At 54.1% G+C, this 14,900-nt stretch carries 9 protein-coding genes; 7 read left to right on the top strand and 2 right to left on the bottom strand.

From position 1 onward, the window contains the following. Window positions 1-15: 15 nt before the first annotated feature. Together ABD971_RS26025 and ABD971_RS26020 are read right to left on the bottom strand one after the other, a co-directional pair. On the bottom strand, window positions 16-1,650 hold the full coding sequence (locus ABD971_RS26025; RefSeq protein WP_345326777.1) for a TolC family protein: 1,635 nt from the start codon (window positions 1,648-1,650) through the stop codon (window positions 16-18). 474 nt (window positions 1,651-2,124) lie between these two features. Continuing rightward, window positions 2,125-3,057 carry a diguanylate cyclase gene (locus tag ABD971_RS26020; RefSeq protein ID WP_345326776.1) on the bottom strand — a complete coding sequence of 311 codons (933 nt, stop codon included), beginning with the start codon at window positions 3,055-3,057 and terminating at the stop codon, window positions 2,125-2,127. 562 nt (window positions 3,058-3,619) lie between these two features. Here ABD971_RS26020 and ABD971_RS26015 point away from each other — a divergent pair. From ABD971_RS26015 to ABD971_RS25985, 7 genes are all read left to right on the top strand, one after another. Beyond that, a complete protein-coding gene (locus ABD971_RS26015; protein ID WP_345326775.1) occupies window positions 3,620-4,648 on the top strand; it encodes a nucleoside hydrolase in 1,029 nt (342 codons plus the stop codon). Window positions 4,649-4,928: 280 nt separating this feature from the next. After that, window positions 4,929-5,501 (top strand): RNA polymerase sigma factor, encoded by a 573-nt coding sequence (locus ABD971_RS26010; protein WP_339942190.1) that lies wholly within the window; start codon window positions 4,929-4,931, stop codon window positions 5,499-5,501. Then, a complete protein-coding gene (locus ABD971_RS26005) occupies window positions 5,498-7,117 on the top strand; it encodes a LamG-like jellyroll fold domain-containing protein (protein ID WP_345326774.1) in 1,620 nt (539 codons plus the stop codon). The genes ABD971_RS26010 and ABD971_RS26005 overlap by 4 nt, the downstream gene beginning before the upstream one ends. A 171-nt stretch (window positions 7,118-7,288) precedes the next feature. Beyond that, window positions 7,289-9,874 (top strand): DUF1592 domain-containing protein, encoded by a 2,586-nt coding sequence (locus ABD971_RS26000; protein WP_345326773.1) that lies wholly within the window; start codon window positions 7,289-7,291, stop codon window positions 9,872-9,874. A 553-nt stretch (window positions 9,875-10,427) separates the two neighbouring features. Then, the gene (locus tag ABD971_RS25995; RefSeq protein ID WP_345326772.1) at window positions 10,428-11,216 is read left to right on the top strand and encodes a GxxExxY protein; all 789 of its coding nucleotides are present in this window, start codon (window positions 10,428-10,430) and stop codon (window positions 11,214-11,216) included. A 712-nt stretch (window positions 11,217-11,928) separates the two neighbouring features. Then, complete coding sequence (locus ABD971_RS25990; RefSeq protein WP_345326771.1) at window positions 11,929-13,356, top strand: DUF1552 domain-containing protein; 1,428 nt, start codon at window positions 11,929-11,931, stop codon at window positions 13,354-13,356. Between the two features lie 154 nt (window positions 13,357-13,510). Further along, window positions 13,511-14,884: a DUF1593 domain-containing protein gene (locus ABD971_RS25985; protein WP_345326770.1), complete on the top strand. Its 1,374-nt coding sequence runs from the start codon at window positions 13,511-13,513 to the stop codon at window positions 14,882-14,884. The last annotated feature ends 16 nt before the right edge of the window (window positions 14,885-14,900 follow it).

Below are 14,900 nucleotides of genomic sequence, written 5' to 3'. Positions count from 1 at the left end.
CCCAGCATTCGCGACTTACAGACTGCCGGTAGCACGATCGAGCGTGACGCGGGCGAGCGCGGCGTCATAAGTTGCCGAGTAATAGTTGCTGCGACTTTGAGCCAGCAACGTTTGAGCATCCAATACCTCCGTGTTTGTCCCCACCTCTTTGCGATAGCGATCCAAGGCGACTTTCAGGCTTTCCTCGGCTTGGGTGACGGACGTTTCGGCGACCTGGATGCGATCATTCGCATTCTGCAAATTGAGCCAAGCTTGGCGAACCTGCAACGCAATGCGACTTTCCAAATCGCGTTTTAATCGAGCAAGCGCAGAAGCCTGTTGTCGGAGCGAAGCGGCTTTGTTCTTGGCAACACCACCGTCGAAAACGGTCCATTCGGCCAACAGAGACGCTGACCAGAAGCCTTCATGGGTCAGGTTTTCGTTCTCAAGGAAACTAAATCCGCCAGCGGCACCAAGCTGAGGTCCGAGCACCGCGAGTTCCCGTTTTGCCTGATGACGAAGTGCATTGGATTTGAAGGCAACGGACTTCAGTTCGGTTCGTTGTGCTGTTGCGATCGCGACCAGTTCATCAGGACCAGCCTGCATCGGAACTCCTGAATTCGCAAACTGCGAACTCGTTGGTTGCGAATCCGTCAGTTCGGCGAGCGAAACGGGGGCATCCAGCGGTCGCCCGATAAATCGATTGTAGGCGGCACTCGCAAGATCATGTCCATTGGTGGCTTGCAGATACTTGTCGCGAGCGTCGGCAAGAGATGTCTTAACCGCAAGTACGTCACTGTTGGCGACCACCCCCTCGTCAAACAAGTCCTGGACGTCGACAAGATGTTTTTCAAGCGTGTCGACGCTCAACCGAGCAACCTCAACCAACTTCTCAGCCTTCAACACATTCACGTACGCCTGAGCCACGTCCATCTTCAGGTCATGCATTTCCGAGCGTTGGTCGTACTGTGACGCATGCACATTGGCGCAAGTCGCATCGATCGTGCTGCGGATGCGTCCGCTTGTATACAGAGGAACCGACGCGAACGTTGCGGAAGAGAAGAAATCCTTTTCTCCAATGGGCAGCGAACTAAATCCCAATGACGAGAGACCGGGAATGTCGACACCAATCCCAGGCTCGCGATCGAGTGCGGTGTAGGAGTTGAATGTCCGCAGCGACGGGTTTCTGGCCGACTTGGCAGCCTCGTGAGCGTAGATGGCCGCGCCGGTCACGTTTGCTTTGGATTGCAGTTTTTGATCGACGGCGACTGCCATCGCCCAAGCTTCTTGAAGCGATTCGCCACCCGGTGTGTTAAACTCAATTGACTCGAGCACTACCGGTATCGGTTGCTGTTGATCAAATGAATCACCGTGATACAACTGCATTTCATCGTCCGCGTTGACGGCTGACGCGTAATTGCCATCGAGATGTACCTGGTCCTCAGTTCCTGCTCGCGCTGCCGTGTTTTCAAGATCGTCATCGTTAGCAAAACTTGCCAGACTCACGGGCGAAGGAAGCTCGGGATCGCAATCATCATCGCTATGTTGCTCTGCTGCGACAACGGGACTGCTGAGTGTTGATGTCTTGGCCCATCGTTTCGCACTTGTACCGGCACAGCCGCTCACACTTAACAGTGATACAACGACGGCAATTTGATAGCGTGAATGCATTCTTGAGTTCCTGAGCGACGCCGGTTTGATCGTTGGAAGTCGCTCGCCCCACATACGGCAGGACCGGATTTCCACGACAGTTCGCGATATTCATTGTCATCGTCACGCCCGTTAGGAAGGTTCCAGCCACGAAGTTCAATACGGAGTAACCTGCATCACCGTTACGACATGAATCGTCGTAATCGTCAGAACCCGTAGGGTCGACGTCCCTGGATTATTTCGGTCGCGTTGGGACCTGACGGGGCGAACCCGTCGAGTGCCCTGTGGTCGTGTGCGACGACATGAAAGAAGGTTTTAAGCGTGAATGAACCACCGGGAATCGAGACCGGTCGTCGCTATCGCGACTTAGAATCGAAACAAACCTTGCGTGAGCAAAATTCACGCGATCGAGACGTGGTACATGCAATGCATGAGCAAGGCATTGCACTGGCTGAGAAATGCCGACTTCGAGCAATGCGTGATTGGAAAATTGCATCACAATGCGACGCAATTTTTGCCACTTGCTTTCGCGCGATACAGCGCGTCATCGGCACTGGTGATGAGGGCAAGTGAACTGGCGAACGCCGGAGTATGCGACGACACTCCGATGCTGATCGTCGGACGCAGCGGAATACCGTCTTTTTCCATTCCTGCCGATTCCACCGCCGTGCGAATCTGTTCCGCGACCGTACATGCCGACGCAAGATTCTGTCCCGGCAAAAAGGCACTGAATTCGTCGCCGCCAAACCGGCAGGCGCGTCCGTTGTTCCCAAGCACCTTGGCGATCAATCGACCGGTTTCACCGATCACGTGGGCGCCATATAGGTGACCATGGGTGTCGTTGATTTGTTTGACACCGTCCATGTCCATCATCAAAACCGAGAGCGGCGTCTCGCCTCGAAGCGAATTTTGGAACGCGAACTCCAACGCTTCGTCAAACCGTCGCTTCGACGGAAGATCGGTCAGTGGATCGGTGCCCACCAGCGTTGCAACTTCGCTGTGGTAGTCAATGTCAAGTTCATCAGCAAGCGCAAACCGAACGACCGTCTCGCCGACAAAAATTTTGTCTCCATCCTTCAACACCTTTTGCCCCACCACCGGAACCGCATCGACTCGCGTCCCATTCGTCGAATTCAGGTCTTCGATGATGAACCCTCCATCCCCTATCCGCGTGATGGTCGCGTGATGCCCCGATACCTTCATATCGTGCAGCGGAAATGTGCACGTCGGGCTCCGCCCAATCACGGTGCGTTCCGACAAAAATGCGTGGACTCCAATATCCGCGCGGCTACGAATCACGCTCAGAAACGCCTTCTTCGCAGAATGATTTCCTGCTGGGGCATAGACACCCTCAATTCGCAGGGTCCCCCCATCCATCACGTGCCCCGGTACTCGTGCCGCCGACGTGTCTTTGTAGTTCAGTTTCATGGCAGATCGAATGCTTGCAATGGGATGATGGAATTCCGATTGGCGTGGGCCCGTTTTTAACAAGAATCCCCTACCGATGTCATGCCCGATTCGGTGACCAAAACGACTGCCGGACACAAATAACTCGCTCGTGTCGCCGCCGTTTTGGTTGTCCCCCAACGATTAATGAGAGAGCGGCGTACTGGCAGCATGCATTGCAGCTAGCGGGGCAGCGAGTTTTCGCACGGTCTTCGGCGACATTCGACTTGAGTTTCTTGTATGCTGGCTAAACAAAAATTGCGGTGGATTTTTCAGTGCCGTAATCCTCGACTTGTCTCTCCCCCTATCAACGATGGAGACTGCTGGTTTAGTACGACATCATCGTTCTGCTGTTTGCCGTTTGAGCGATAGCGGTGAAGGATTTGGTAGCGAAACTCGGAAAGAGTTTCGGGGAGGCATACGTCAATCGAACGAAAGTCACGCACAACTTCCGCTACGCTAAATTAGCTCGAGCCTTCTAAGAAAAGATTCCTCACAGCATTGGCCAAAACGGTTAACTAAATCCGCAATCTCCCCTGAAGCCATGAAATACATTGTCCAAGTTTGCTTGTTGTTGGTCGCAACCACGTTCGTTAACGCGGCGGATCCCGTTCCCGTTATGCCCGTTCCTGTCATGCCCGTTCCCGTTATTTTTGACACCGACATGGCGGACGATTGCGATGATGCGGGCGCGCTGGCGATTCTGAACGAATTGGCGGACCGCGGCGAAGCGAAACTACTTGCGGTGATCACCAACCGAGCCGACGCCGCAGGGCTCTCGGCGGCCGCCTGTGACGTGATCAACACGTTTTATGGCCGCGGCGATGTCCCGATCGCGACCGACAAGGACGGCGCGAAGGTCTCATGGAACCATCCAAGTTCTTACACTCCGGCGTTGGCTAAGGAATTTCCGCATGACTACCCTAACGACCAACAGTGCACCGACGCGCTGCGTCTTTATCGCGAGACGTTGGCGGCGGCGGAGGACCATTCGGTTGTGATCTGCAGCGTCGGAGCACTCAGCAATTTGGAAGACCTGCTGAACTCGTCGGCTGATCAGCACAGTCCCCTGAGCGGTGAAGAGCTGATCCGGGCGAAGGTGAAACAGACCGTGATCATGGGAGGACACTTTCCTCGTTCGGCCAAACCGGAAACGAACCTTCGACTCGACCCCGCGGCAGCCGTCAGCGTGACGAATCGCTGGCCCGGCGAAATCATCTGGCAAGGCTACGAAGTGGGCGCGGCCCTGCGATGCGGTACGTCGTTGCAGGCGTGCGGAGCGGACAATCCCGTGCGTCGTGCGTTCGAACTGCGTCCGTACCTCGGTGGCGCTGCGATCGACCATGGCAAACCTGCGCATGATCAAGCCGCCGTCTTGTTAGCCGTTCGTGGTGTCCAGGACGAATACTGGACGATCAGCCCGCCTGGCCGCGTCATCATCGACTCGGACGGACACAGCGAATGGAGATCTGACAGCAAAAAACGGCATCGCTACGTGACAATCAAAGGGCGACCGGACTCGCTCGAGAAATTGATCGATAATTTAATGGTCCGCAACCAAGTCACCGAATGAGCGTCAACGAAAACAGATTAGTAGTACTGGCTTGATCGTCCTAACCCAAGTCAATCGTTGCTGTGACGCATCTCGTAGCGAAAAATCGCCAAGAGTTTCGGGGGCATCCGCGATGGAACGAAAGTCTTGACGACTTCCGCTACGCTAAAACTGTACAAACTCTATAAGAAAAAATGCTTCACAGCGCCGCGTCTAAACGCTAGCCTCGGTAGGAAGTCGATCACGAGTTCTCCGGCGGGTGTGACATTTTCACTTGGTTGGCATACAGTTTTATGAATCGATGGCAAAATCATTGAATCCCGAGACGGACCTGACCACCGACGAGCTGATCGCGGCGGTGTTGGATGGGCGAGCGGAGGCGTTTGCAGGCATCGTGACTCGATACCAGCAATCGGTGCTGCGCGTCGTCAATGCCATGCTCTACGACCGAACTTCCACCGAGGATCTCGTTCAGCAGGTGTTCATCAATGTGTATCGATCGTTGGACCGATTCGAATCAGGACGAGACTTTGGAAGTTGGATTCGAGTGATCGCTCGCAACGTCGTGCGAGAGGAGCTGCGTCGTTCGATACGGTATGGCACTCACTTGAACGCCTATGCCGATCAGCTTACTCGGCGATGGATCGACGACGAGATCGCGGATGAAGCTGAACGGGAACTCGATGCATCACTTGCAGAATGTCTGAAGAAACTGGCGGATCGGTCCGCAACGATTGTGAATTTGAGGTACTACGAAGACTGGAGTTGCGACCGCATCGCAGAGGAAATGAACATGACATCCGGAGCGGTACGCAACGTGTTATGTCGAGCCCGCATCCAGCTTCATGATTGCATCGCGGGCGAAACAACATGAAACGGCTCGAAGAACTGACCCTGAAATGGCTTGACGACGTCATCAGCCATGAGGAGCGTGCCGAACTCGAAGCGTTGCTCGATGGCGATCCCGCCGCGCGTCAGACGCATGCAGACTTCTGTGCGGTGGAGGCCGCATTGCGAAGTCGCGTGAAGGGTTTTGACGTGGCTCAAGCTGCGATGCTCAAAGTGCAAGAGACGGATTTTGACCATACACCGGCATTTGAAGATGATTTGCTCGATTCGCCACCGATCAACTGGTGCGAATCGAAATCGCCTCGCCCGCCAACACGAAGCCGGTCGTCAATGTGGAGAATGGTTTTGGCAGCCAGCGTGTTGCTAGCCGTTGGCATCGGAGGCTTCTTTTATCTTCAGCAACCTATCGAAGTCGCAGACGCGCACCTTGGGCTCGCAAAAAACGAGGTGTCAATCACGCGTAACGGCGTAACTGCCGTAGCCGCAGCCGGACTGGATTTGCAAGCTGGCGATGTGGTGAACGTTCCTGAGCATGCTGTCGCCGCCATCCATTACGACGATGGGACGCGAATCACATTGGGACCACAGACCCAGGTCAGCCTGCTGGAGTTGACCCGGCTCAACGCTGCCAGCAAGTACCTGGAACTGCAAAGAGGAACGCTGACGGCGCATGTGAAGAAACAGACCCCAGGAAAATCGCTTCAGATAACGACCCCCTTTGCCAAATTTCAAGTGCTGGGAACGCGATTTACCTTGCAAGCGGACGCCGAAATGGCGCGACTCGATGTGATTGAAGGCCAAGTGCGGGCCAGCGGGATGAAGAACTCCACGGTTATTGATGTGGAACAGGGACAATACGCCGTGGCCGAGACGCAATCGACGTTGGCAGCGAAGCCCGTCGAACCGCGAATCAGCAAAGGGCTGATTACTCTGTATCGTTTTGACGAAGGTGAGGGAGACGTTGTCCACGATGTCTCACAGGTCGCACCGCCGCTGGACTTACACCTCGACAACATAGATGGCGCGGATTGGTTGCCCGGCGGCGGACTTCGCATTGGGGATTCCGCGATGTTGTCGTCCACCAAACCGGCCAAGAAGATCATTGATGCCTGCCGCAAGTCTGGCGAGATGACGGTCGAAGCGTGGTTAAAGCCAACGACGGCGAGTCAGTCGGGGCCAGCACGGATCGTGACATTGTCCAACAATACGTCCAATCGCAATTTCACGCTCGGTCACGGAGGCGACGACGAACTGGTTTCCCACGCGAACGATCGCAGTGTCTTCATTGGGCGGGTACGAACATCCAAAACCACGACCAATGGAATCCCTGAACTGACTTCCGCCGACAATTCGGTGGCCGCCGACTTGGCCCACGTCGTCTACACACGCAGTGCGGACGGCAAACACCATCTTTACATTGACGGAATCGAGCGTGCCAGCGGCGACCGTCCCGGCGACTTTTCGACTTGGGACAAGAACTATCGCTTAACACTCGGTAATGAGTTGACGAGAGACCGCCCTTGGCAAGGCGAATACTTTCTAGTGGCCGTCTACAGCCGTGCACTTTCCCCGGACGAAACGAAACAGAATTTTCGCGCTGGCCATCCTGCGGCGCCGATCCAAGTTGGCGTAAGAAAATAGACTCAACATTTTTGGTGACACAAATACAAGTGGTCGGCATATAAAGGTGTGAAAGAGGTTTTGCCTCTGAATCCCCCTTGCCAAACATGTGCGGTCCACTGACGTATGACAAACGCTCAAATAAAGCTATCGGGAACGAGAAAAGCGATCGCGTACCTGTTGGTTACGACCATGTCGCTCTTTTCCGTTGTCTCGGCGAATGCCCAGCGTGTTTCGAGTCATTTGCAGACGCTGTACACCTTTAACGAAGGCCAAGGCGATACCGTCCGTGATCGTTCCGGTGCAGGGAAGCCTCTGGATCTGAAGATCCAAGCAGCGAAAGGCGTCGACTGGAAAGACGGTGCATTGGTCATCCGTTCGTCAACCTCGATTATTTCCGTCACCCCCGCCACAAAGATCATTGACTCGGTCAAGCGGTCCGGCGAAATCACCATCGAAGCCTGGATCAAACCTGCAAACGTTTCACAAGCGGGACCAGCGCGAATCGTTTCGCTTTCCTCGGATACGAGTCAACGCAACGTCACGCTTGGGCAAGACAAGAACATGGTGGATATCCGCCTGCGCTCGACCAAGACCGATCGCAATGGGCTGCCCTCCATAGCCAGTCCCGGGAAGTCGTTGCAGACGAAATTGACACATGTTGTTTTCACTCGCGATCGCAAGGGAACTGCGACGGTCTATCTGGACGGACGGAAAGTTGCCAACCGAAACGTTGCAGGCGACTTTGGCAACTGGGACGCAAAGCATCGGCTGACACTCGCCAATGAAGCCACCGGTGACCGCCCATGGATCGGTGAATTGCACTTGGTGGCGATTTTCGATTCCGCACTCTCAGAGTCTCAAGTGAAGCAGAACTTTGCGGCGGGATCAAAGCCTAGTCCCCCCAAGCCGCCGAGCCTTGCGTCGGTTTCAGCAAGTCTCTTTAACCACGATGTAGCTCCCCTGTTTGCCAAACACTGCTTGGAATGCCACGACTCGGCAATCAAGAAGGGCGAATTGGATTTATCCAGAAGGACTGCGGCCTTAGCGGGTGGTGAAAGCGGCGAGGTGATCGTGCCGGGGAAATCAGCAGACAGTTTGCTGTGGCAATCAGTGTCGTCGGATGAGATGCCCAAGGATCGCGCTCCGCTGAGCAAAGATGAAAAGGCTGCACTGAAAAGTTGGCTCGATAGCGGAGCGGTCTATTCAGTCGACCGCATCGATCCCGTGATTTACTTGCACGGCGGAGGCAGCAGCGATGTCTGGGTACAGCGGCTAACGGTCACCGAATACATCACCACAGTTCGCCGCGCCGTGGGGGTTGATATCGCCAAGGAAGCGCACGAGATTCTGCCGCCGGACCTACGAGCCGACGGATTTCGCAACACGGCATACAACCTGAGCGTCGATCTAAAGCACGTCGAAGCCTATGCACGTTTGGCCGAAATCGCGGTCCAACGCATGGATGTGATGAAGTTCGCAGCGAGGTTCTCCAAGAGCACCAAATTGTCGACCGATGACACGATGCGCGACCATGTTGCTGCGATGGGAAAATGGTTGTTCCGCGGACCGCTCAATGAGCGTGAGATCAACGCTTACAGCGGCATCACGACCACGGTCGCCAGTGCCGGGGGTGATTTTAAGCAGGCCATGACCTACACGATCGAAGCGATGTTACAGTCGCCCCGATTCATCTATCGAATCGAACGCCAGAATGACGCAGGCGGCTCACACGCAGTCGATTCCTACGAGTTGGCTTCACGGTTGAGCTACATCCTGTGGGGAGCACCGCCAGACGAAGTTTTGCTGCAGGCTGCCGATCGCGGAGATTTGCAGGACGCTGCGAAGTTAAATGCTCAGGTAAAACGAATGCTGAATGAGCCGCTAGCCAAAGATCGATCCGCGGAATTTGTTTCCGACTGGCTCAATCTGTCGCGGCTTAAAAACATGCGTCCCGATCCAAAGCGGTTTCCGAACTGGGACGCGAAACTCGCCGATGACATGCGAGACGAGACGTTAGCTTACTTCCAAGACGTGGTGTGGAAAGAGAATCGCCCCTTATCCGACTTGCTGGACGCGCAGTTCACCTACGCCACGCCCGAACTGGCCAAACACTATGGCCTGAAACCGATTGGCAAAGGTTTGCTGCGTTACGACGTCTCGTCTGTTCCCGGCCGTGGCGGATTACTTACGCAGGGCAGTGTGTTGACCGTCGGGGGTGATGGTGCGTCGATGGTCTCACGTGGTTTGTTTGTACTCGACGATCTGTTGCGTGGCACGATCAACGCGCCGCCGCCCTGCGTCGATACAACTCCACCGCCCACCAAAGCCGGATTGACTCAGCGTGGTATCGCCGAGCAACGCATCGCGGACGTAAAGTGTGGTGTCTGCCATGTGCGTTTTGAACCGTTAGCGTTCGGCTTAGAAAAATTTGATGGCGTGGGCGCCTTTCACGAGCAGGACCAATTTGGAAACAAGCTGCGAGACGACGGCGAAGTGTTGTTTCCAGGTGACGCCAAACCGGTGAAGTATCAGTCGTCAGCGGAGCTGATGAAAGTGCTGTCCGAGAGCGATCGAGTTCGTGAGAGTCTGACTTGGAAGGTCACCCAGTTTGCGTTGGGCCGCCCACTCACCGCCGCCGATGCACCGATCGTCGCCGCCATTCATAAGTCAGCTCAATCTGCCGGCGGAACGTATCCCAGTTTGATGACCGCGATTGTCCTTAGCGATCTCGTCCAGAAAACGGGCCCTATGGAAACAAGAGATACAGGAAAATGAAAAACAGCTGCCTTCATCTTTCTGTCGTTCATCTTCCTGTAAACCAACTACCGAGAAACGGACGAACCGATGCCGATTGGACCATGAGCGTGCCAAGCGAACTCGCCCAGCAATCGAGGCCAGGAAAAAGGATATACAGGAAAATGGGTGACAGAAAAATGAAACACAGTCGCCTTCATCTTCCTGTCGTTCATCTTCCTGTAAACCAAATACCGAGAAACGGACAAAACGATGCTGATTGGACCGTGAACGAGCCTAGCAATCTCGCCCAGGTTCGGGCGACCGAAAAAGAGTTACAGGAAAATGGGTGACAGGAAAATGGAACGCAGTCACCTTCATCTTTCTGTCGATCATCTTCCTGTAAACCTACTACCGAGAAACAAACGAACCCATGCCGATTGGATTAAGAGCGTGCCAAGCGAACTCGCCCAGCAATCGGGCCAACGAAAAAGGATATACAGGAAAATGGGTGACAGGAAAATGGAACGCAGTCACCTTCATCTTTCTGTCAATCATCTTCCTGTAAACCAACTCCCAAGATACGGTCAAACCGATGCCGATTGAGATGCGATTCACGCCTGAGCGTTGGGATCAGGAACGATTTACCAAAGTCGCCTACGATGTGCTTGGCAAGACCTTTGAAATTCATAATGAGTTCGGACGGTTCTTTGACGAAGTGATTTACAAACGGGAATTAAGCTTTTGTGTTGACGATCTCTCATTAGAAGAGCCCATTGAGGTTGTGTTTGAGAGTTATCGGAAACCGTATTTCATCGACGTTTTGGCAGGGTCTGGAGCGATATTTGAATTCAAGGCCACCGAATCGCTAACGGAACGACATCGGTCACAGCTCATCAACTATTTATTACTTACCGGACTGCGTCGTGGAATGTTGATCAATGTGAGAACTGAAAAAATTCAACATGAGTTTGTGAACTGCACTCTCACGCCTTCCGATCGCAAGCAATTCGAAATCGACGATAAACACTGGCAAGCGGAGACCGAACGTGATATTGATTTGAAAAACTGCTTGGTAGACTTCCTCCGTGATATCGGTGTTGGACTCGATATCAGCCTGTACGTCGATTTCGCCACAGAATTTCTAGGTGGCGAGGAACAGGTCGTGCAGAATGGGGATATCGTTTCGCAGAACGGTAAGCTGGGAACTCAGAAATTCAGACTTTGCCGTCCATGCGTCGCTTTTCGAATCACTGCACTTGTTGAACAGTTACATGCTTTTGAGCATCACGCCCGCAGAATCCTTAAGCACACGGAACTCAAAGCGATTCACTGGATCAACATCAACCGATCGCTGGTCACCTTCAACACTTTAACCGCGTAGCCTCTATCCTGCTGTCTTCCATCTACTTGTAAACCACATGCTAAGAAGCGGACGAACCGATGCCAATTGACTTGCGATTGTTGTTAGCAATCTCGTCCAGAAATCGAGGCTAGGAAAAAGGATATACAGGAAAATGGGTGACAGAAAAATGAAACACAGTTGCCTTCATCTTCCTGTCGTTCATCTTCCTGTAAACCAACTACCGAGAAACGGATGAACCGATGCCGATTGGACCATGAACGAGCCGAGCAATCTTGCCCAGCAATCGAGGCCAGGAAAAGGGATATACAGGAAAATGGGTGACAGGAAAATAAAACACAGTTGCCTTCATCTTCCTGTCGTTCATCTTCCTGTAAACCAACTACCGAGAAACGGACGAACCGATGCCGATCGGACCACGAGCGAGCCTAGCAATCTCGCCCAGGAATCGGGCCAACGAAAAAGGATATACAGGAAAATGGGTGACAGGAAAATGAAACGGATTGGCCCTCATCTTTCTGTCGTTCATCTTCCTGTAAACCAACTGCCGAGAAACGGACGAACCGATGCCGATCGGACCACGAGCGAGCCTAGCAATCTCGCCCAGGAATCGGACCAATGAAAAAGAGATACAGGAAACTGGGTGACATGAAAATGAAACACAGCTGCCTTCATCTTTCTGTCATTCATCTTCCTGTAAAACAACTACCATCCACCGCCTGGAGACCAACGAATGAAGAATACTTGTATTGATCGACGTATGCTGCTTAAAGGGATCGGTGGCATCACGATTGGGTTGCCGTTCCTCGAGGAGATGCTGGTTTCGACGGCGCACGCCGCCGAAAAAGTGACCGTTCCTGCGCGGGCGTTTAACGTTTTCTTTGGCCTCGGCATTCCGGCTCCGCTGCAAAAAGAAGGCTTTGCGGGAGTGCTTGAACCTCTGAAACCGCTAAGCAACAAATTGCTGATCATGCGGGGTGTGGACCACGTGCGTGCCGACGAAAAAGGAATCAACGCGCACTACGATGGTGCGACCGCCGCCTTCACTGCCGAACCGCCGGACGGAGAGGCCAAAGCGGGCGGCGCTTCGATTGACCAGATAGTTCGCCGCGCCCACAACCCGAACGGTCTGCCGCCTGGTATGGTGCCGACGCTGGTGGCAGGCACCTTCTTTCGCCGCAGCCGTGTTGGCCGCTACGTTCACAGTTTCAACCCCGATGGAACGGTGGCTGCGACGATGCAGGAGAAACCTCGCGATGTATTTGAGCGGGTCTTCGGCTCACTGGCGATGCCAAACGAATCGAGTGACGCACGGCGTGATCGACTTAAACGCAGTGTGCTCGACACGGTCGCCGACGAGTACAAATTCTACACTGGAGCCAACTCACCGCTCGGCAATGCCTCCAAAGCACGGATCGTCGAGCATCTGGAACGGATCCGCGAATTCGAGCAGCGTGCGTACGCGATGAAGTCAAAAAACGATGGTGGACCGACGCTGCCCGCCGAATCGAAACTGCTGCACGGCGGTGCTGCCGATCCAGGTGGGATGGGCATCGATATTACCGTCGATGAACTCACCAGCGAATGGCGGTTGATGGCGGATCTGTACGCGTTGGCTATTCAAATGGATCGCGTTCGTTTCGGTTCGCTCACGTTCCTTGCCGCCGGGGAACGAATTCGCTTGAAAGGCGACTACGAATACGACGGCCGCAAGGTCTTCGCCTTTGATGATGCGGCTCAGCACAAAGCCTCGGGCGATAAAGGCTGCAGCCACGAATGGTGGCACCAGTTCAACGAAAAAAAGAAGAACGAACAACTGCGCGCGCACGCCCACTTGAAGATGCGTGAAGTGGCCTACTTCTTGAGCCGACTGGATGATAAAAATTCCGTCGACGCCAACGGCAAAACGATTTTGGATAACTCGCTTATCACGATCTCGACCGAATCGGGCGATGGACGGCACAACGACGTTAAACGTGAACTCTCCGGCGTCTTTCATGCCATCACTGCAGCGGATGGTCGCTTCAAGACAGGCCAGATCATGGACGTCAATGCCGAAGGGCTGGATGTTTATAACACGATGCTGACCGCCATGGACGTCAAAGATCGCCTCGGTCCCGAGAAGCGAAAAATGACCGCTGTCGATTCAATCCGTGCGTGACTTGTCGGGTTCACGAAAATGCGAAAGTAGACCTCTTCGTTTTCAATATTTTCGGTCACGCATTTTCTGTCATTGAAATCCGTGTCCGACTTTCGACCAGTTTCGGCAACGCTCCGCTGGTTCCTCATCTCAAGACGAATAACGATTCGAGCAAATGATTTATCGTGAAATTGCCGTCATCTCCGCAGTCGTGTGCGTTGCCATTCTGTGTCACTCTCCGGTTCGTGCTGCTGACTCACAGCGGCTACGTGTGATTGTGGAGACCGACATCGGTGGTGACGCGGACGATCAAGCGTCGCTGGTGCGGTTCCTGCTGTATTGCAACGAGTGGGATGTGGAAGGGATCATTGCTGACCGGCCCGCCAACAAATTTCATAGTGACCCCGTCCGCAACCACAAAGGGATCAAAGCAAACGATGGTTACGATTTGTTGCTGGGTTACCTCGATGCCTATGCCCTTGTGTACGATTCACTGCGACGGCACGCTGAAAACTATCCCGAACCCGCAAGCTTGCGTCGCTTGGCTGTTCCGGGATGGAACGATTCGGACTCAGGTGTGAATCTGCTGATTGCCGCCGCCGATCGGGACGACGCTCGTCCGATCTGGTACGGCAACTGGGGCAGCAACAGCGGTTCGATCAGCAATCTGCGGCGCGCATTCGACAAGGTGAAACAGGAGCGTTCTGCGGCTGAATACGAAGCGTTCGTCCGGAAATTTCGCATTTGCACGCTCGATGGGCCGGGACAGACGCGGCAAGGCCACGAGGATCAAATCCCCTTGCACATCGAAACCGGATATCCCGATATCGGTGGTCGTTGGTATCACCGTTTTCGACCGCTGACCGAGCATGCCGGCGGCTTTGACGTTCGCCGTGACGTGCAACAGAATCACGGTCCGTTAGGTGCGCTGTACACAACGCCAAAGGAAGGAGACAGTTGGACGTTCGTGTATCTGATTCCTACAGGACTTAGCGATCCGAGCGAACCGACTTGGGGTGGATGGGCCGGACGCTATGGACCTCGCGGCGGAGATTCACTCAACAAAGCGGGGCCGAACGGGACACCGTTCTTCTGGGCGAACCAGCAAGATGCCGTCAATGGCAAGACAAACCGTGACAACACGGCATCACGCTGGGCGGAACACATGCAGAATGATTTTCGCGCAAGGCTTGATTGGTGTGTCGCCAAAGATTTCACTGATGCTAACCATGCACCGATCATCCATTGCCAAAACGACGACACGGCGGCAGTTCTGCGAGTAGCTGCGGCAGTCGGAAGTAAGTTGACGCTAGACGCCAGCGGCACGATCGATCCGGACGGCGACGAGCTGTCGTATCGTTGGTTTGTTTACGCAGAACCGGGCACTTATCGCGGCGAGGCGATGTTGCAAGACAGCACGAAATCAAAAGCGACAATTGAGGTACCGATAAACGCACGAGGAAAGTCGCTACACATTGTCTTACAAGTTACCGACAGCGGAATTCCACCGCTCACTCGGTACCGTCGCATTGTCATCGAGTTGCGATAGTTGATTGTTTTCTGTC

The organism is Novipirellula rosea, from assembly GCF_039541335.1.
Lineage (GTDB): Bacteria > Planctomycetota > Planctomycetia > Pirellulales > Pirellulaceae > Novipirellula > Novipirellula rosea.
The sequence above is the reverse complement of the archived record's forward strand: the minus strand, read 5'-3'. Positions and strand labels throughout refer to the sequence as shown.